The following is an 18,452-nucleotide window of genomic DNA, read 5'->3' as shown; positions in this document are numbered from 1 at the left end:
GGATGCCGGGACGGCCGGCTGCGACTTGGTCGAGCGGCCGGGGGCCGGCTGGGGAGTCCTGGACACCGGCCACGGTGGCCGGCCCACCGGCAGAGGCGCCTTCATCGCCGCCCGACGCCGGGCGTACGGCCAGTCGGTCTGGACGCGGCCTCGGTAGGCCGGGCCGAACACCATGGGGCCGCTCGAACGCCACCATGTCCCGTTCCCGAACCCCAGCTCGCCGCGAGGAAGCGGTCGGCCGGCTCGTGGTTCAGCCCAGCACCTCTCCGATCGGGGCGTCGGCGTCGACGTAGCGCACGAGCTTGCGGTTCGCGAATTCCATGATGCCCACGTCGCCGAGTTCGCGCCCGTAGCCGGAGCGCTTGATGCCGCCGAAGGGCAACTCCGGTCGGGACGCGGTCGGGTGGTTGATCCACACCATGCCCGCCTCGAGCCGGTCCGCGACCCCGCGAGCACGCTCCGGGTCGGCGGCGAAGACCGCGCCTCCCAGGCCATAGGGGGAGGTGTTGGCCAGTGCCACGGCCTCATCCTCGTCGGCGACCCGGTAGGCCGTGGCGACGGGGCCGAAGAGCTCTTCCCGGTAGGCCCGCATGTCCGGTGTGACATCGGTGAGCAGGGTCGGCTCGACGAAGGCACCCGGCAGGTCGGGCCGCCCGCCGCCCAGCACCACCGTGGCTCCCTTGTCCACCGCGTCACGAACCTGCTCCATCAGCAGTTCGGCCGCCGCCTCGGAGGACAGCGGGCCGAGCGTGGTGGCGGGATCGACCGGATCTCCTGGTTGCAGTTCGCTCATCCGGTCACGCAACCCGGTGAGGAAGGCCTCGTAGACTTCGCCCAGGGCGATGAAGCGCTTGGCCGCCACGCAGCACTGCCCGGTGTTGCCCATCCGGCCGAGGAACGCGGCGTACACGGTGCGCTCGAGGTTGTGACCGTCCAGCACGACGAATGGATCACTGCCACCCAGCTCGAGGACGGACTTTTTGACATTGCGGCCGGCGATCTCGCCCAGGCTCACGCCCGCTCGCTCGCTTCCGGTCAGTGACGCTCCCTGCACTCGAGGGTCGTCGATGATCTTCCCGACGTCTCTGCCCCGCACGAAAAGATTCGTGTAGACCCCGCTCGGCACACCCGCGTCCCTGAACAGTTGCTCGAGTGCCAGTGCGGACTGGGGGCAGCTACTCGCGTGCTTGAGCAGGATCGTGTTGCCGAGGACGAGGTTGGGAGCCGCGAACCGGACCACCTGGTACAGCGGGAAGTTCCACGGCATCACGCCGAGGAGGACGCCGAGCGGTTCGTTCACCAGCACAGCCGTGCCCTCGGGCACCGGCAGAGGCCGTTCTTCCAGCAGCTCGAGGCCGTGCTCGCCGTAGTAGGTGAGGATGTCGGACGCGAGGTCGACCTCCGCACGGCTCGAGCTGATCAGCTTGCCGACCTCAAGCGTCAGCAGGTGCGCCAGTTCCTCCTTGCGCTCCCCCATGAGCCGGCCGGCGCGTTGCACGACGGCCGCCCGGCCCGCCGTCGGCCGGGCACGCCAGTTCGGAAAGCTACGGTGGGCCGCGTCGATCGCGCGCCCCACTTCCTCCGCGCTCAGCGCCGGGAACTCACGAATCCTCTCACCCGTGTACGGGTTGACCGTGGCGATGGGGCTTCCCTGGGCAGTGACATGGGCATCCATGATGCCTCCCTGTGGTGGGGCACCCCGGGTTTCCACGCCGGGCCTGCTCACACATGCATACTCGTCTCATTCGAGCAATCGAGAAAATGCCGGTTCACTGGCCGAGCCCGCCTCACCCGCGGAGGTCCTCGCCGTGTTCTTCGTCGTCGCGTACCTGGGAACGGGGCTGCCCTTCGTCCTGTTCGGCATCGCCCCGCGGCACTTCCCCGTGCAGACCGCGCTGACCGGCTTCGCGACGATCCTCTCCTGCGGCGCCGTCGTGTCGGTGGTCGTCGCGTTGCGGGATCGCGCACCCGGTCCCGGCGAGCTCTCGGCGCGGTCCACTCGCCCCTCGTGACCTCCTCGTGTCCCATGCGCCACCGCTGTCTGGGAAGCGCGGACCTGGGCACCCGGTGGAGGTCGCGCGACACGGATCCGCGGCGGACGGGAGGCCCCGAGATGTCTGTGGAATCGGCCAGAACAGTTGTGCTCCCCTCCGGTGAGGAGATCGCGGCGCTCGGGCAGGGCACCTGGTACCTGGGCGAGGACCCGGGCCGGCGGGAACAGGAGATCGCCGCCCTGCGGCTGGGCGTGGACCTGGGTATGACCGTCGTCGACACGGCGGAGATGTACGGCGACGGCGCAGCCGAGGAACTCGTGGGAGAGGCCCTCAGGGGACGCCGGGAAGAGGTCTTCCTCGTCAGCAAGGTGCTGCCCGGCCACGCCGACCGGAAGGGCACCGTCGCCGCCTGCGAGGGCAGCCTGCGGCGGCTCCGCACGGAACGGCTGGACCTGTACCTGCTGCACTGGCGGGGGCGGTGGCCGCTGGAGGAGACCCTCGCGGGATTCACCGACCTGATGGAGGCGGAGAAGATCCGTTACTGGGGCGTGAGCAATCTGGACGTCGCCGACATGGCCGAGCTGACCACCCTCCCCGGTGGCGACGCCGCGGCCGTCGACCAGGTGCTGTACAACCTCTCCCGGCGCGGCATCGAGTGGGATCTTCTCCCCTGGTGCCGCGAGGCCGGGGTGACGGCCATGGCCTACTCCCCGATCGAGCAGGGGCGGCTCCTGGGGGCCGACGCACTGGGCGCCGTGGCCCGGGCCCTCGGAGCGACGCCGGCCCAGGTGGCACTCGCCTGGGTGCTGGAACAGGGGGTGGCCGGGATCCCGCGTTCCGGATCACCCGACCACGTCCGGGAGAACCGCGGCGCGGTGGACCTCCGCCTTCCCACCGAGGCGCTCGACGCCCTCGACGAGGCGTTCCCCCCGCCCGACAGGCCCGGGCCCCTGGAGATGCTCTGAAGGGGTTGCCAAGGTGGCACGGCCCCGCTCGTCGCGGAATCAGGAGCCGCCGCGCACCCCGCCGCGTGTGCCGACGCCGAGCAGGCACGCTGATCGTGTCGTCCGGTCGGTAATTGTCGTACGAGGCGTCGCAACGCCGTGCAGCCTCCTGCGGAGGGCCGCACGACTGGCCGGGGGATGTCTGAGCGCCCCATGCTGCTCTGCCAGGGGAGGAGAGGGCGCCGTTTTTCGGCCTGGAGAGCGGAAGCGCTCAGCAGGGGGCTCTGCGAATCTCGACCGGGTAACAGCCGACGGCGGCGCGGGCGAAAACGCACGGCGCCGTCCGTTCCTGGTGAGGAGGCGAGAGGCATGACCGTGATGGGTGTGTCGAAGTTCGAGAGGTTCTTCCGCGCCGCCGCGAGCCTCGACGTGGACAAGAACGACCTGAAGCGGTACGGCGATTTCGTCGACGCCAAGCTCTACGACCTCATGGTCGTCGGCCAGGCGTCGGCCAAGGCCAACGGCAGGGATACCGTCGAACCGTGGGATCTACCGATCACCAAGGGCCTCCAGGAGAGCATCCACCGGTTCCGGCAGCTCGACGAGGAGGTCGACCTGAAGCCGATCCTGGAACAGCTCGCCGCACACCCTCCCCTCGACAGGACACCCACTGAGGAGACCGAAGAGCGCTACCCCGAGATCATCGGTGGTCTCAGCGTCGCCCTGGCCGAGACGTTCAAAATCATCTATCCGGACGTCAAGAACCCGCAGACCAGTCACTGGGAGGGCGTGACCGCGGTGTTCGACCAGTTGTTGTAGCACTCGCGTCCCGGTACGTATCGCCGGACTCGTCTCGGACCCCGAAGGCCGGGCCGCCGCGGATCGTCTCCCACGAACTCGTGGTCGACAAGGCGGTAGACCTGCCGGGTGTCCCGACCGCTCCCGGCCCAGCAACAGCGACCCGTGAAGGGAACCGCACCATGACACAGGAACTCAGGGGGATGCGGGTGGGGATTCTGGCCACCGACGGCGTCGAGCGCGTGGAACTCGATCAACCGCGCGGTGCGCTGCAGGGCGCAGGGGCGAAGACCGAGATCGTCTCGCTGCACCCCGGCGAGATACAGGCCCGCCAGTTCGACCTCAACGCGGCCGGAACCTTCCCGGTGGACCGCCTGGTCGCCGATGCGTCCGTCGACGACTACCACGCCCTGCTCCTGCCCGGCGGCACCATGAACCCCGACCAGCTCCGCATGGACCGCGACGCGGTGCAGTTCGTCAAGGACTTCATGGCCAGCGGGAAACCGGTCGCATCGATCTGCCACGGCCCGTGGACCCTGGTGGAGGCCGACGCCGTGCGCGGCCGCCGTCTGACGTCCTGGCCCAGCATCCGCACCGACCTGAGAAACGCCGGAGCGGAGGTCGTCGACCAGGAGGTGGTCGTCGACGGGCAGCTGGTCACCAGTCGCAGCCCGGCTGACCTGCCCGCCTTCTGCGCCGCCGTCGTGGAACAGTTCGCCCGGGCATACCACCCCCTGCCCGGCTGACCCGGCGGCCTGGTCGCAGTCGGTGCACGGTGCGGGTGGCCCCGCCGGCCCCGCTCTCCACCCCACGGGCCGGGCGGCCTGGACGGCCGCCTCCGTACGGCTGCCGTCCGTAGCACCGCCGTCGAATGCCGACACGCCCACGTGCACATCAAGGTGCGCCACGTCGCGCCGGAGTCTTCGTGCAACGGGCCCCGACGGGACAGATCGAGGGCCGTTTCCGCCACAAGCCGGGACGCGGCATGGCGACGCCCGCGACTCCGCGCCCCGCAGCCGGCTGACCGGCGGGCTCCGCGCGCCGTCGTCAGGAGCGCGTGAGCCGGGCCGCGAGGTAGGGCGCGGTGGCGCTGCGGCGGGCCTTCGCCACCTTGGCCGGCGGTCCCGCCGCGACCACCCGCCCGCCCGCGTCACCGCCGCCCGGGCCGAGGTCGATGACCCAGTCGGCGGTGGCGATCGTGTCCAGGTCGTGTTCGACGAGGACGACCGTGTTCCCCGCGTCGACGAGCCGGTGGAGCTGTCGCAGCAGCAGCGTGATGTCCGCGGGATGCAGCCCCGCCGTCGGCTCGTCGAGCAGGTAGAGCGCGTGCCCGCGGCGGGCTCGCTGCAATTCGGTGGCCAGTTTGATGCGTTGCGCCTCACCACCGCTGAGTTCCGTCGCGGGCTGGCCCAGCCGCAGGTACCCCAGTCCCACCTCGCGCAACGTCTCCAGACTGCGGGAGGCGGCCGGGACGGCGGACAGGAACGTGGCGGCGGCGTCGACGGACAGCGCCAGCACTTCCGCGATGTTCTTGCCGCGGTAGGTGACTTCCAGCGTTTCGGCGTTGTACCGGGCGCCATCGCAGGTCGGGCACGGCGCGTAGGTGCCGGGCAGGAACAGCAGTTCCACCGCGACGAAGCCTTCGCCCTGGCAGGTCTCGCAGCGCCCGTCGGGCACGTTGAAGGAGAATCGCCCAGCGGAGTAGCCGCGCGCCCTGGCCTCGTCCGTCGCCGCGTACAGCTTGCGCACCGCGTCGAACATCCCCGTGTACGTGGCCAGGTTGGACCGGGGAGTCCGGCCGATGGGCCGTTGGTCGACCAGGACCAGCCGGTCGAACGACTCGACCCCCGACGCGTCCTGGACGTCGACCTCCAGCCGCGCCTCGTCGGGCTCCTCGGACGCGAGTCCGAGGTGGCCACGGACGACCTCGGCGAGCACCTGCGTCACCAGCGTCGACTTCCCGGAACCGGACACGCCCGTCACCGCCGTCAGTACGCAGAGCGGTACGTCGACGGACACGTCGTGCAGATTGTGGCGAGAGACGCCGCCCAGGCGCAGCCACCCGTGCGGGGTGCGCGGGCGGTGATCGAGCGGCTGGGCGCGCCCGAACAGGTACTGGCTCGTGGCCGACTCCCCGACGCGCTCAAGACCGGCGACCGGGCCGCTGTACAGCACGCGGCCACCGCCCTCGCCCGCGCCGGGGCCGATGTCGACGACCCAGTCCGCCCGCCGTACGACGTCCATGTCGTGCTCCACGACGAACAGCGAGTTGCCCGCACCCTTGAGGCGGTCCAGGACGTCCAGCAACGGTTCCGCGTCAGCCGGGTGCAGGCCCGCGGAGGGTTCGTCAAGGACGTAGACGACGCCGAACAGCCCCGAGCGCAGCTGGGTGGCGATCCGCAGGCGCTGCGCCTCGCCGGGCGACAGGGTCGTCGAGCGGCGCCCGAGGGCGAGATATCCGAGGCCCAGTTCGAGCAGTACGCCGATCCGCGCGACCAGATCGCCGCAGATCCGGACCGCGACCTCGGTCGTCTCCCCGGACCGTGCGGTCGACGTGGTGGCGTCGGCCTCGGACCGCGCTGCCACGGGCCGCAGCAGCGCCGCGACCTCGGTGAGCGGCATCCCGTTGATCTCGGCGATGGAACGACCGGCGAAGGTCACGGCGAGCGCCTCGGGCCGTAGTCCACTGCCGTGACAGGCGGGGCAGGGCACACTCCTGACGAATCGGAGCGCCCGTTCGCGCATCCTCTCGCTCTTGGAGTCGGCGAGTACGTGCATGACGTGCTTGCGGGCGCTCCAGAACGTGCCCTGGTAGCCGTAGTCGACGCGGTGCTCCTCCGGCTCGATGTACACGGAGGGCTGCTCGTCCGTGTACAGCAGCCAGTCCCGGTCCTTCTTCCTGAGCCTGCGCCACGGCCGGTCGATGTCGATACCCAGGCCTTTCACGACGCTGCGCAGGTTGGCGCCCTGCCAGGCGCCCGGCCAGGCGGCGATCGCCCCCTCGCGGATGCTCAGTGAGGGGTCCGGGACGAGCAGGTCCTCGGCGACGTCGTGCACGACGCCCAGACCGTGACATTCCGGGCAGGCGCCGGCCGCGGTGTTGGGTGAGAACGACTCGGCTTCCAGCCGTGCGGCCTGGGGCGGGTAGGTGCCGGCGCGGGAGTACAGCATGCGCAGTAGATTGGACAGCGTGGTGATGGTGCCGACCGTCGAGCGCGAGCTGGGCGATCCGCGTCGCTGCCGCAGGGCCACGGCCGGCGGCAGTCCGGTGATCTCCTGCACGTGCGGTGCGCCGACCTGCTGCAACAGCCTTCGGGCGTACGGTGCCACGGACTCGAAGTAGCGCCGCTGGGCCTCCGCGTAGAGCGTTCCGAACGCGAGCGAGGACTTGCCCGAACCGGAGACGCCGGTGAAGGCGACCATCGCGTCCCGCGGAACGTCGACATCGATGTTGCGCAGGTTGTTCTCGCCGGCGCCCCGGACATGCACGAAGGGGTCGGTCGCGTCCTTGTTCACCGTTCCTGACTACCCGATTGCGCCGCGAACCGCGCGACAGGCGCCGTCACCGCGCCCCGCTCCCGGGAGACATTCGAGCCTGCTTCACCGCTGACGCGTACGCGGGCATGAAGGGAGCTGTGTCCCTGGGGCCCCGCCCTTTGCCCAGGTGGACGATCGTTCGGCTGAAGCCGTATGGAGCTCCCGCCGCGAGGCGACGGCGTTTCGCACCCACTCTCGATCCGCCCCGGCTGGCGGGGGCCAGCGTGTCACGCGGCGTCGGCGTTGCCTCGGGGGCATCCTGTGGCCACGTGCGATCGCGGAAGCAGCCGACGATAAGGAGTCATGCGGGTGCCGTCTCAGGAGGTTACGATCGTGGCTCTTCTGGCGGATCCGGACGCGCCGACGGATATCGCTCAGCGCATGGCTCGGACACTTCCTGATCGGCTCACCGACAGGTCAGGCAGGGGGCAACGGTTCGACGTCGAGGTGGTCAGTGAACCCTTCACCTCAGGGACCGAGGACCTGTCCACATTGATGCACCGGATCATGGACCGCGGAAGTGAGGGGAACTGGGACGTCGTCGTGGCCCTCACCGATCTTCCGCTGTACTCACACGGGCGCAAGCTCGTGGTGGATCTGAGTCACGTACACGGCTTGGCGCTGCTGTCTCTTCCCGCGCTGGGGGGCTTCCGGCTGCAGACACGGGCCCGGCAGGCCGTGGAAGAGGCCGTGCTCAGCTTGGCGGGCCCGCAGGCCACGGGGGCTGGGGGGTCGCCGGGGAGTCAGCCGCTGCGGGGACCCTTCATCGGTCGTCTTACACCGATCCATTCGGGCGAGGTCGGTGAGGAGGAGATCGCCGATCTGCGGTACATCGTCAGTGGGCCGCGCGGTTACCTGAGGGTGCTGCTCGGTATGGTCCGCGCCAACCGGCCGTGGCGCTTGGTGCCTGGCTTGTCCAAAGCCCTGGCGGCAGCACTCGCCACGGGAGCAGCCGCCACCGTGAACTCCACCGTCTGGAGTCTGGCCGCGTCCATCGGCACGCCACGCCTCGTGGTCGCCATGGTCGGGTCAATCGCGATCATGATCGGATGGTTGATCGTGGACGCGAACCTGTGGCACCGAACGGATGAGGTTTCGCCAGAGGCGAGGAAGCGGGCAACTCTGTACAACGCCTCGACGGTCATGACCGTGGGGATCGGGGTGCTCGTCTGCTACGTGGGTTTGTTGGTCATCAACTTGGTGTGGGCGCTGTTCATCCTCAACGGCCAGGTGTTCGCCTCCACGACACGAACCCCGCTCGACGCTGCGGAGTACTGGACGTTGTCCTGGTTCGTCGCTTCGGTCGCCACCGTGGGCGGAGCCCTTGGATCGGGTTTGGAGAGCGACGAGGCGATCCGGGCAGCCGCCTACTCCAAACGCGAACAGGAACGTCGCAGCGTGCTGCAGGACGACCACGGGGACCAGCGGGTGACCTCAGTCGGAGATGTGCCGTAGGTCTGTGGTCGTCCGGGTCCGGAGATTACGCCGATCGGCCGGTGCGTGGTGGTTTCGCCTCGGGAGCCGACGGGGACCCGGACACAACGCCGCCGGAGCGCCGAAGCTCACTGGCGGGCTTACTGCAACTGACCGTTCCATCTGACGCAGGTGGACGGCTACCAGAGGCGCGCCGGAGCCGCGGACGCCATCGCAACACTTCCGGATGTCAGGCTCTTTGCGCCCTCTCCAGAACCGCCATGCCGCGACATCAAGGGAAGTCATCATGAGAGCAGCGGTATATGAAGGCCCGCGAACGGTCACGGTGAAGGACGTGCCGGACGCGAAGATCGAGCACCCCTGCGACATCATCGTCAAGATCACCACCACCGACATCTGCGGTTCGGACCTGCACATGTACGAGGGACGCACCTCGTTCGAGTCCGGCCGCACCCTGGGACACGAGAACATGGGGCAGGTGGTGGAGGTCGGTTCGGCCGTGCGCAAGGTCCAGGTCGGCGAGTACGTGGTCCTGCCCTTCACCATCGCCTGCGGCTTCTGCAAGCAGTGCCGAGCAGGGCCTGACCAACTACTGCCTGACCATGCAGCTGGAACCGGCCCTCGCCGGAGCCGCCTACGGATTCGCCGACATGGGCCCCTACCAGGGGGGCCAGGCGGAACTGCTGCGCGTGCCCTACGGCGACTTCAACGCGCTGCGTCTGGGCGAGGACGCCGCCGAGCGGCAGACCGCTTGACCAACAACGATTGCCCGCGCGCCGGCCTGAGGACGGACGGCAGACGTCCAGCTGTGTCCTCAGTGGCAGCACCCCCTCCAGCCGCTGCGGCGCCGGCCGGCTGACGGGCCGTGTGGGAGGATTCCTTGCCCGACGGTAGCCGCACCTCGAACAGGCCGACGCGACGCGGCAGGGCGTTCCGGCCAGGCGGACACGCGTCGTGGCCGCGGGCTTTCGGGGAAGTCGTGCGATCTGGGCTCAAGATCGAGGAGACTCGGCTGGAGCCTCTGCTCGCGCTGCGCGCGGCCGTCGGGGTGGCGATCGTGATCGGGTCGGCGCTGTGGCTGGTCTCCCCTGCGTATGCCGCGTCCGCCGCCCTCGGCGCCTACTCCGCGGGTGGGGCCACCTTCCAGCGCAACTGGCGTCCACGCAAGGTCGTCGCGCTCGGCGCGGGCGCCGGTCTGGCGCTCAGCACTTTCGTGGGTTACTTGGCGGCGGGGCGACTTGTGACGTTCCTGCCGCTGCTGGCCGTATGGGCCTTCGCCGCGGGAATGGCGTGGGCCGTCGGGTCGACCGCTGGGATTGTTGCAGCGACGACCGTGGGCGGCATGCTGGTGACCATTACCTTGCCCACGAGCATCGGGCGAGCCCTGGAGCACGCCGGGGTCATCGCACTCGGGGGAGTGACGCAGGCCGTGCTGATCTTGCTGTTCCCGATCCGGCGGTGGGGAGCGCATCGTGACGCGCTCGCCGACGCCCTGGCCGCCGTAGCGGACTACGCCCGCCGGTTGCGGCACGACCCGACCGCCCCGTTCGACCCGGAGCCGCTGATGACGGCTCGGGACGCGGCTGCCGTGACGCCGTCACAGGCCCGCACCCGTCCCCCTGTCCTGCACGGCCCCCGGGGACTCGCCGAGCGCATTCGGCCGGTGGTCGCGGCGCTCGCCGACCCGGACGTGGGCGCCCCGGCGGAGGGACCCGGGCGGGACCGCGCGCGGGAGTTGCTCGACGCGGCTGCCGACGTTCTGGATGCGGCCGCCCGTTCGATCCGACGCGGCACTCCCGTCGAGGTGCGGCCCGAGAGCACGGACGTCCTGTGCGTCGACGAGGAGCACGACATGCTGGAGGGCCCCGCGCGGCGGGCCGCCGAGCGGCTCGTGGAACTACTCGGCGAGGCGTTGGAGATCGCCGGGAGCGGCTGCGCGCCGGGGAGGGCGCCCACGCCGCCCGGCCTCGCAGGCGCACAGTTTCTGGTGCGCCCGACGATGCTCCGGCTGGTCCCGGTCGTCGTCCGGGCGGTCCGCCGCGAACTCCGCCGGGACTCACCCGTGTTCCGGCACGGCGTCCGCCTGGCGGCGGTGGCCACGCTCGGCTATCTGATCGCCGCCCGGCTGCCCTTGGGCCACGGCTACTGGGCGCCCATCGTCTCGGTGATGGTGATGCGGCCGGACTTCCACCGGACGTACGCGCGTGTGGTGGCCCGTCTCGCCGGGACTCTGGCGGGGGTCGCGCTCGCCACCGGCATGGTGCGGGTCCTGGCTCCGGACGCCCATGTGTTCGGCGCGCTGGCAGTGGTCTCGGCGGGCCTGTCGTACATGCTGAACCGTACCGGCTACGCCTACTCCCAGTGCTTCACCGCCGCGTACGTCGTCTTCCTGCTCGGTATGGACGGCCAGGTATGGGAGCAGACGGTCCCGGAGCGGGTGGTGCTCACCCTGCTCGGCGGGGCTCTGGCGATGCTGGCGTACGTGGTGTTCCCCGCATGGGAGACACCCCGGCTTCCGGGTCGGCTCGCGGACTGGCTCGCTGCCAACGGCCGCTACGCGGCCGCGGTGCTCCGGGACTACGCAGAACCGACCTGGGAGCATCACACCGACATGCGCCAGGCACTGCTGGAGAGCAGGGAGGCACGCGCTGCCTGGCAGGAGGCGTACGACCGGGCAAGGCAGGAACCGGTCCGCCCCAGGGGTCTGACGCTGCGCGAGGCGCAAGAAGCGCAGGAGGCGCTCAAGGGGTTCGGTCGGGCGGCGATGCTCATGGAGGGCCACGTCCCGAGCGCCGACAGCCGTTTCGTCCCCGAGTCGGAGCGATTCGCTGAGGCCCTGGAGACGGACACCGCTAAGGCGGCAATAGCCGTGCGCGAGCACAGGAATCCGGACTGGGGACGCGTGGAGGAGGCACTCCGTGCGTGGGAGGACGCCGCCGGCAATGGAAGCCCGGTCGTACGGCGCGAGGCGGAACTGCAGAAACGGGCCTTGGAAGACCTCGCGACAGCCGTGAGCCGTACACCCCTGGAACGGGACGTCGGCTCTGCTCGCGAGGACCAGCGAGTGCGGGCCGCCGCGGCGGCGGAAGATGACGAATCAGGACCCGTGCACCGGGGCGGGTGACGAAGGCGGCAACGACGAGCGCCTCGCCTTCTGGAGCGGCAAGCAGCCTCCCGCCGTGTCGCGCGCCGCCACACGGCGGACCGACTCGGTCGACATGTCTGACGCTGCCGTAAGACCGGAGGCCCGGTCAGCTGGAGCCAGGTCCACAGCCGGGCGCGCGGCCTGTCCGGTCTGTGGGTGCCGGCCGAGTCCAATGAGCGGCTCTACTGCGGTTTTCCGAGATCCCCCGGGCAAGCTCGTCGTGCCGTTGTGGGTGAGCAGGTTCCGTCTGCGTGGAGGGCTGCTGCCCCATCAGAAGGGCACCTCGCCGGCGTCCAGGATGGATTGACGGGCCGACCGTGCTTCGACCAGCCTTGGCTGGCTTCGGTGATCGGCCCGTACCGGTCATCGGACGGCTGGGTTCGGGTGGCATGAGGACCGTCCGGCCCGGGGCGCGGCTGCTGGGGCGGTCAGACGGCCCGAAGGAGCTGCGCCCGTCCGAACAGCAGAGCGTAACCCTCGGGGAGGCGGCAGACGATGCGTGCTGTCAGGTCGTCTCCGGCGAGTCGGGCGACGACGCCGAGGACCGCGCCGGTGTCCCAGCGAGTGGTGGCCGGGCTGGCGCCGGTCCGCTCGGCGAGGTCTTTGACGAAGCCCCACCCGGTCAAGGGCATGGTGACGGTGTCGGTGTCCTGGGAGGTCAGGAGTTCGGCTGCCTCCTGCGGGAGGGCTGAAGCGAGCTCTCTGCGTTCATCGTCGGGAAGCTGGCGGCCGAGAGCCTGCAGGACCCGGCGTGTGACGTCCCGGGCCTGCCCGGGGGTGGAGTAGACGCCCTCGTAGCGCACCTTTTCCAGCATCTGGTCGAAGGTGACGGCCGGCGGCGGGGCGTAGAGGGTGGGGGGCGAGAGATGGGTCATGACGCGTCGGCTTTCCTGGCGTGGGCCGGTTGGGCGAAGTCGAGCCCGTGCTCGGAGCGCGCTGGACGGCGCTCCGAGCACGAACTGGTTGTCCGAGGGGGATGGGGGAGCCGGCGCCGACAAGACTTGGGTGCACGGACGGCGGGGGCCGGTCCGCGCCGGCTGTCGGCGGATCAGCTCTCGATCTCGCGTTCGCGTTCGCCGCTGCGCACGCTGATCTTGCGGGGCTTGGCCCGTTCCGCGATCGGGATGCGCAGCGTCAGGACGCCGGCTTCGTAGTCCGCGGAGATGTTCTCGGTGTCGAGAGAGTCGGCCAGGACGATCTGCCGGGAAAAGATGCCCAGAGGCCGTTCGGACAGTTCGGTCTGGGCGTTCTCGGACCGTGGCAGGGGGCGTCGCTCCGCCCTGACAGTGAGCATGTTCCGTTCGACGTCGATGTCGAGCGCCTCGGGGGTGATCCCCGGCAGGTCGAACGCGATGACGTACTGGTCGCCGTCGCGGTAGGCGTCCATCGGCATCGCCGAGGGGCGGGACCATGTTCCGGGACCCGTCAAGTGCTGTGCCAGGCGGTCGAGTTCGCGGAACGGGTCGGTGCGCATCAACACGGTAGACACCTCCAGATGAGTTCAGGCAGTTGCTGCCAATGCGCTTCACCTGTTTCCGTTGTACCATGTCATCCATACGACGACAAGCTCACATGTCATCCAGTAGACGACATGCGATGACGGCGACAGTGGAGGAGCACAATGAGCGACGGAGAAGTCCCGGCACCGACCTCCTTCGAAGCCACCGCCACCGCGCTTGAGGCCATCGCACAGGCCATGCGGACCGCGCGAACCGCCGAGGACGCCTCCACCGACGACCCCGAAAAGGCCATCGCCGCCCTCCTGCTCCTGCGTCAGGTACGCGAACAACTGGTCCTGTGGGAACCCGCGCTGATCGAGACGGCCCGGCAGGCCGGCGCCAGCTGGGGCGAGCTGGCCCACCCACTCGGTGTCGCAAGCCGCCAAGCCGCCGAGCGCCGATACCTGCGCGTACGCCCCGGAGCCGACGGCACTACCAAGGAGCAGCGCGTGCAAGCCACTCGCGACCAGCGCGCCGCCGACCGCTCCGTCACGACCTGGGCCACCGCTCAAGCCGCCGCGCTGCGCCAGCTCGCCGGAACCATCACCGCCCTGCCGGACCTTCCACCGGCAGCCGACGGCGCGCTCACCGCCCTGCACGCCGCGCTCGGCGACAGCGATCCGTCCCAACTCCTCGGCCCCCTTTCCGACGCGGGCCCACATCTGCGCTCGGCGCATCCCGACCTCGCGGACCGCGTCACCGACCTCGGCCGCCAGACCCGCGAAATGCGCGAGAACGAACACCGCCAACGCTCCTCGAACCGGCAGTGACAGCCATCGGGAGGCCTGGTCACCGAGGAGAAGCCCGACGGGCCCGTGGAATGACCTCACTGGGGCTCTGTCCGCTGCCGGGCGTAGCGCGATGGCCGGGGTCCTGCCTGCGGTTGGACCGCGGTGGCGGTCGCGCCAGCGGCGCCTGGCGGGTTCGAGCCAGGCGGCGGCCACGAGGTCGGGTGGCGGTCAGCCCCTGCTGGAGTCGTTGTGGCGGCCGCCCCGCAACAGGGCTGGCTGTTTCATCCTGGGCGGTGCGGGGTGTCGTGATTCCTCCCTGTGCTTCGGGGAACTCGTCGTCGTGACCCCGGCACCAGGAGGTGTCTCAAGATGGCGAAAGCGGCGGAGTGCCGCCGGGTCAGCGCCCCGACCACCCCTGACATACCGGGACCGCCTGGCCGCCGTTGAACGAGATGTTCAGCCGCACGGGTGCAGGAAAGGACCAGCGACATGCCGGCAGGATCGAGCGCCAAGCGCGAGCGGCAGTACGAGCACATCAAGAAGGGTGCCCAGGACCGCGGCGAGTCGACAGGGCGGGCGAAGGAGATCGCTGCGCGGACCGTGAACAAGGAGCCGGCCCGCTCCGGCGAGTCGAAGACCGCCGGCAAGACGTCCACCCAGGACCGCAAATCGGCCTCCCAGCGCGGCGGACAGCGCTCCCACAGTGGCGCACAGGGCCCCACCAGGGACCAGCTGTACGAAGAGGCGAAGAAGCGCAATGTCCACGGCCGTTCCTCGATGAACAAACAGCAGTTGGAGGACGCTCTGGGCCGGTAATGGCAGCGTGACGTGCTCGCGGACGGCTCCCTCGTCCCGCGGACGAACCGCGCGCCAGGAACCGGCTGAGGCTCAGTGCGCCCGTCTTCAGGTGCCTGACAAGAGCAGGCTGGCGGGGATGCCAGACTGGTTCGGGGGATCATCAAGGAGGCTCTCATGCTCATGGCGCATCCGGCAGTCTTGACGAATCTGATCGAGCAGTACGAAACACTGCGCCTCCTGCACGCGGAGAACGGCAGCGACGAGGTACGCCAGCGCATGGACGACGTCTCCTACACCCTGTGTGTGGTTACGGGCACAGGTGACATCGACACCGCGCTGATCGCGGCCCGTTACCAGCTGCCTGGCGCTCGCCCCGGGGACGACTCGGTCATCAGCCCCTGAGACGGAGGACCGGCGCGGGCTCGGCGCGGCTGTCCAGGAGGAACGAAGCCCACGTCGTAGGGGAGCCACATCTGGCGCTTGCCGCAGGTCGAGCAGCCCTGGCAGCCTGCGGTGGTGGGGCCAGATCCTGCTCCGGGACCCGTGTTCCGGGCTGCTGATCGCGGCGCTACCCGGTCAGCCGCATGAGGTCCACCGACTCGGGCCGGCCGCGGACGGCTCGTGGACCGCGATCGGCGACGTTCACCGCCTCCGCGTCCTAGAACTTGCGGCCTTCGTGAGCACTTCACGCGGGAACAGACACGTACACGTTTCGCCACCACCGAGCACTGGCCGGCCGTGCCTGACCCGACACGCAGATCCGGTCGACCCGCACCGGCGCACTCCTCGAGGCCCACACGGACCTCGTACTTGACTGCCGCATGTCACCCGACCGAACTCACTTGATGACCTGGGACCGCGGCGACACACTGATCGTGTTGGACGCGGATCATCGTCCCGTGACGCCACGGCTGCCACACTCCCGGAAACGCGACGCTCACTGCGAAGTGCAAAGGTGCCGAGAACGCCGACGGCCGGTAGAACGTAAGGGTGAGGGATGAGGACAGCCCTGGTGAGAGTCTGCGGCCGCACCGTGTGGCAGAGCCGGCGATCGACTACCAGGCGCTCTTCGCGGCCACCCCCAGCCCCTGTATGGTGCTGGGCCCGGATCTGGTGCTCGCGGACATCAACGAGGCAGCTTGCCTGGTGACTGGCCGTACCCGGGAAGATCTGCTCGGGAGGTACCTCTTCGATGCCTTCCCTGACAATCCGGCGGACCCGGATGCTGACGGGGTGCGAAATCTGCACGCTTCCCTACGTCGGGTCCTGCGCTCGAAGGAGCGGGACACGATGGCGCCGATGAAGTACGACATTCCCGTGGCCGGCCGACCGGGTGTGTTCGAGGAGCGGTGGTGGTCCGCGATCAACACCCCGGTACTCGGTCCGGATGGGCAGGTGGAGTGGATCCTGCACCGGGGGGAGGACGTGACCTCGTTCATCCGCTCCCACTCCCACGTGAGAGAAGGCGGCGCGCTCAGCGACGTGGAAGCCAGGGAGGTCGAACTCTACGCGCGGGCACGTGAACTCAAGCGGTTGAACGAGGAACTGCATCAGGCCCATGCCCGGCAGCGCGAGGTTGCCGTCACCTTGCAGGAGGCCATGCTCCACGCGCCTCATCTGGCCCGGCACCGGGAGACCGCGGTGCGCTATCTGCCCGCCGCCGGGTCACTGAACGTGTGCGGCGACTGGTACGACGTAGTCGACCTGACCGAGGGCAGATTTGCCGTCGCGGTCGGCGACGTCGTCGGCCACGGACTTGAAGCCGCAGCCGTCATGGGTATGCTCCGCAGCGCATTGTCCGCCCTGGTCAGGGCCGTGGAACGGCCCGCAGAGGCCCTGGACGTCCTGAGCCTGTATGCGCGCGACGTGGAGGGTGCACTGGCCACCACTGTCGTCCAGGCCGTGGTGGACCCCCGCGCACGCCGCATCGTGTATAGCAGCGCCGGCCACCCGCCCCCCATCATGGTCCACCCGGACGGCACCTTCGACCTTCTCGACCAGGCCACCGACCCTCCGCTGGGGACCCGCCCCGAACCCGTCCCCCACCCCCAGGCTGACCTGCCCTACACCCGCGGCGACACCTTCGTGCTCTACACCGATGGCCTCATCGAACGCCCCGGGGAGGACATCGACATCGGCCTGCAACGCCTCACCACCGCGCTCGCCCGCCACGTCCGCCACGAACCCGAACGCCTCTCCGACGCCCTGCTCGTGGACCTCGGCGTCAGCAGCAGCGCCCGCGACGACGTTGCCTTGGTCGTCATCCGGCTATGACTCACGCGTCACAGCCCGGCGGCGCCTCGGTACCGTGGCGCATCCTCGCGGAGCACCGACGGGGCGGGTCAGCGCTCTGAGTATGGCTGGATCGTCCGGCAGTCTGTCCACGGTGAACACGCACCAACTCGTCCCTGCCACGGCAGGCCGCGCGGTGGCGTGTACAGGGCACGCCACCGGCGTCCGGTCTGTGACGGGCAGCGGGCAACGCTATTGGCGGCTGCTCGCCCATCCGAGGCTGCGCGGCCCGGCGCGTAGCTGACCTGCTCGGCGCGGGGCTGCTGGCCCATGCGGCGAGCACGGGGTGCAGCGACTGGATGCCGGCTACTACGACAGCGACGACCTGCGGCTGACCCGTACCCACGCGTGCTGGCGGCGCAGGAGGGGCGGCACCGGTGCGGGCTGGCACCTCTGAGTCTGGACGAGGTGTCCGTCCAGCTCCTCGGAGGCGACAGCGAAGGCTGCAGGCCTTGGGGAGCACCGGCCGGTGGGGCAATGCACCGAGGCTCTGCCTGCCGAACCGGCGGAACCGATGAACCGGGTGAGCACTGGCCAGGGAGAGTAGGGGAGTTTCGTATGGGCCGCACAGGTGCGGGTAGCCGAGTTCCATGATCCGACGCCGCCCCGGCGTCGGGCCGAGCAAGAGAGAGGTACCAGCGTGTCCGCTTCCCTGGTGGAGACCGTCGACATCCAGGCCCCCGTGTCCGTCGCCTGGGATCTGTGGAGCGATGTGACCCGGTGGCCGGCCTTCCTGAGCCACGTGCGTCTGGTGGAGCCCCTCGGCGAACGTCGGTTCGCCTGGCAGCTGTCCTTGCCGGGCGCGGACAAGAACTTCGTCGCTGAACTGACCGAGGTGATCCCTGGGGAGCGGATCGCCTGGCACACCACCCAGGGTGTCCACCACGCGGGTGCTGTGACGTTCCACCGGCTGAGCGACACCTCGAGCCGGGTCGCCCTGCAGATCGAGTACGACCCGAAGGGATTCGTGGAGCACCTCGGCGCACTCACCAACCTCGACTCGGTCCTGGCCAACTACGACCTTGGCGAATTCCAGAAGCTCGCCGAAACCGCGGCTGCCACGTGATGTCTCTGCCACCCGCGGACATCGGACGCGCCCCGGAGGTATTCGAGGGTGCCCCTACGGGTTTCGTCAACCTGCGCGGGCGGGTTGGGGTCCTTGACATCCTCCGCGAGCGTTTTCCACGGCCCGACACCTGGAAGCCCGGCGATCTCGTCAAGGCGGGCTGAAGTGCGCAGCGCCGGGCGGCGGCAGCTTGTGCGTGCCCGTAACGTCGCAC

The 18,452-nt window shown here is 69.8% G+C and carries 15 protein-coding genes and 1 pseudogene; 12 read left to right on the top strand and 4 right to left on the bottom strand.

Features of this window, described 5'->3' with window-relative positions; genetic code table 11:
* Positions 1 to 250: 250 nt before the first annotated feature.
* Positions 251 to 1,675, bottom strand: a complete 1,425-nt coding sequence (locus ACFYYF_RS13455) for an NAD-dependent succinate-semialdehyde dehydrogenase (protein WP_388774821.1) — start codon at positions 1,673 to 1,675, stop codon at positions 251 to 253.
* A gap of 133 nt (positions 1,676 to 1,808) precedes the next feature.
* Between ACFYYF_RS13455 and ACFYYF_RS13450 the strand changes: the two genes are divergently transcribed.
* The 4 genes from ACFYYF_RS13450 (at position 1,809) to ACFYYF_RS13435 (ending at position 4,482) form a co-directional block, all read left to right on the top strand.
* Positions 1,809 to 2,012 carry a hypothetical protein gene (locus tag ACFYYF_RS13450; protein ID WP_388774819.1) on the top strand — a complete coding sequence of 68 codons (204 nt, stop codon included), beginning with the start codon at positions 1,809 to 1,811 and terminating at the stop codon, positions 2,010 to 2,012.
* A 101-nt stretch (positions 2,013 to 2,113) separates the two neighbouring features.
* Positions 2,114 to 2,959 carry an aldo/keto reductase gene (locus ACFYYF_RS13445; RefSeq protein ID WP_388774816.1) on the top strand — a complete coding sequence of 282 codons (846 nt, stop codon included), beginning with the start codon at positions 2,114 to 2,116 and terminating at the stop codon, positions 2,957 to 2,959.
* Positions 2,960 to 3,307: 348 nt separating this feature from the next.
* A complete protein-coding gene (locus tag ACFYYF_RS13440; RefSeq protein ID WP_388774814.1) occupies positions 3,308 to 3,757 on the top strand; it encodes a DUF1931 family protein in 450 nt (149 codons plus the stop codon).
* 161 nt (positions 3,758 to 3,918) lie between these two features.
* Complete coding sequence (locus ACFYYF_RS13435) at positions 3,919 to 4,482, top strand: type 1 glutamine amidotransferase domain-containing protein (RefSeq protein WP_388774811.1); 564 nt, start codon at positions 3,919 to 3,921, stop codon at positions 4,480 to 4,482.
* A gap of 301 nt (positions 4,483 to 4,783) precedes the next feature.
* Here the strand turns inward: ACFYYF_RS13435 and uvrA are convergent, their stop codons facing one another.
* A complete protein-coding gene (gene uvrA, locus ACFYYF_RS13430) occupies positions 4,784 to 7,252 on the bottom strand; it encodes an excinuclease ABC subunit UvrA (RefSeq protein ID WP_388774808.1) in 2,469 nt (822 codons plus the stop codon).
* A gap of 354 nt (positions 7,253 to 7,606) precedes the next feature.
* On the opposite strand from uvrA, the gene ACFYYF_RS13425 reads away from it, so the two are divergent.
* The 3 genes and pseudogenes from ACFYYF_RS13425 to ACFYYF_RS13415 all read left to right on the top strand — a co-directional run bounded on the left by ACFYYF_RS13425 (position 7,607) and on the right by ACFYYF_RS13415 (position 11,831).
* On the top strand, positions 7,607 to 8,728 hold the full coding sequence (locus tag ACFYYF_RS13425) for a hypothetical protein (protein WP_388774806.1): 1,122 nt from the start codon (positions 7,607 to 7,609) through the stop codon (positions 8,726 to 8,728).
* A gap of 265 nt (positions 8,729 to 8,993) precedes the next feature.
* A pseudogene (locus tag ACFYYF_RS13420) lies at positions 8,994 to 9,456 on the top strand (alcohol dehydrogenase catalytic domain-containing protein); the annotation flags it as partial.
* Positions 9,457 to 9,686: 230 nt separating this feature from the next.
* A complete protein-coding gene (locus ACFYYF_RS13415) occupies positions 9,687 to 11,831 on the top strand; it encodes an FUSC family protein (RefSeq protein WP_388774803.1) in 2,145 nt (714 codons plus the stop codon).
* A 449-nt stretch (positions 11,832 to 12,280) separates the two neighbouring features.
* Here the strand turns inward: ACFYYF_RS13415 and ACFYYF_RS13410 are convergent, their stop codons facing one another.
* The gene (locus ACFYYF_RS13410; RefSeq protein ID WP_388774801.1) at positions 12,281 to 12,727 is read right to left on the bottom strand and encodes a DUF2267 domain-containing protein; all 447 of its coding nucleotides are present in this window, start codon (positions 12,725 to 12,727) and stop codon (positions 12,281 to 12,283) included.
* 173 nt (positions 12,728 to 12,900) lie between these two features.
* Positions 12,901 to 13,332, bottom strand: coding sequence for an Hsp20/alpha crystallin family protein (locus ACFYYF_RS13405; RefSeq protein WP_388774798.1), 432 nt, complete (start codon positions 13,330 to 13,332; stop codon positions 12,901 to 12,903).
* A 141-nt stretch (positions 13,333 to 13,473) separates the two neighbouring features.
* On the opposite strand from ACFYYF_RS13405, the gene ACFYYF_RS13400 reads away from it, so the two are divergent.
* The 5 genes from ACFYYF_RS13400 (at position 13,474) to ACFYYF_RS13380 (ending at position 18,238) form a co-directional block, all read left to right on the top strand.
* Positions 13,474 to 14,121: a type III effector protein gene (locus ACFYYF_RS13400; RefSeq protein ID WP_388774795.1), complete on the top strand. Its 648-nt coding sequence runs from the start codon at positions 13,474 to 13,476 to the stop codon at positions 14,119 to 14,121.
* A gap of 450 nt (positions 14,122 to 14,571) precedes the next feature.
* Positions 14,572 to 14,898: a plasmid stabilization protein gene (locus ACFYYF_RS13395; protein WP_388774792.1), complete on the top strand. Its 327-nt coding sequence runs from the start codon at positions 14,572 to 14,574 to the stop codon at positions 14,896 to 14,898.
* Positions 14,899 to 15,054: 156 nt separating this feature from the next.
* Positions 15,055 to 15,282 carry a DUF5133 domain-containing protein gene (locus ACFYYF_RS13390; protein WP_388774789.1) on the top strand — a complete coding sequence of 76 codons (228 nt, stop codon included), beginning with the start codon at positions 15,055 to 15,057 and terminating at the stop codon, positions 15,280 to 15,282.
* Positions 15,283 to 15,915: 633 nt separating this feature from the next.
* The gene (locus tag ACFYYF_RS13385) at positions 15,916 to 17,154 is read left to right on the top strand and encodes a PP2C family protein-serine/threonine phosphatase (RefSeq protein WP_388774786.1); all 1,239 of its coding nucleotides are present in this window, start codon (positions 15,916 to 15,918) and stop codon (positions 17,152 to 17,154) included.
* Positions 17,155 to 17,812: 658 nt separating this feature from the next.
* Positions 17,813 to 18,238, top strand: coding sequence for an SRPBCC family protein (locus ACFYYF_RS13380; RefSeq protein WP_388774784.1), 426 nt, complete (start codon positions 17,813 to 17,815; stop codon positions 18,236 to 18,238).
* Positions 18,239 to 18,452: the final 214 nt, after the last annotated feature.

This window comes from Streptomyces sp. NPDC001914, assembly GCF_042891215.1.
Classification (GTDB): Bacteria; Actinomycetota; Actinomycetes; order Streptomycetales; family Streptomycetaceae; genus Streptomyces.
The sequence above is the reverse complement of the archived record's forward strand: the minus strand, read 5'-3'. Positions and strand labels throughout refer to the sequence as shown.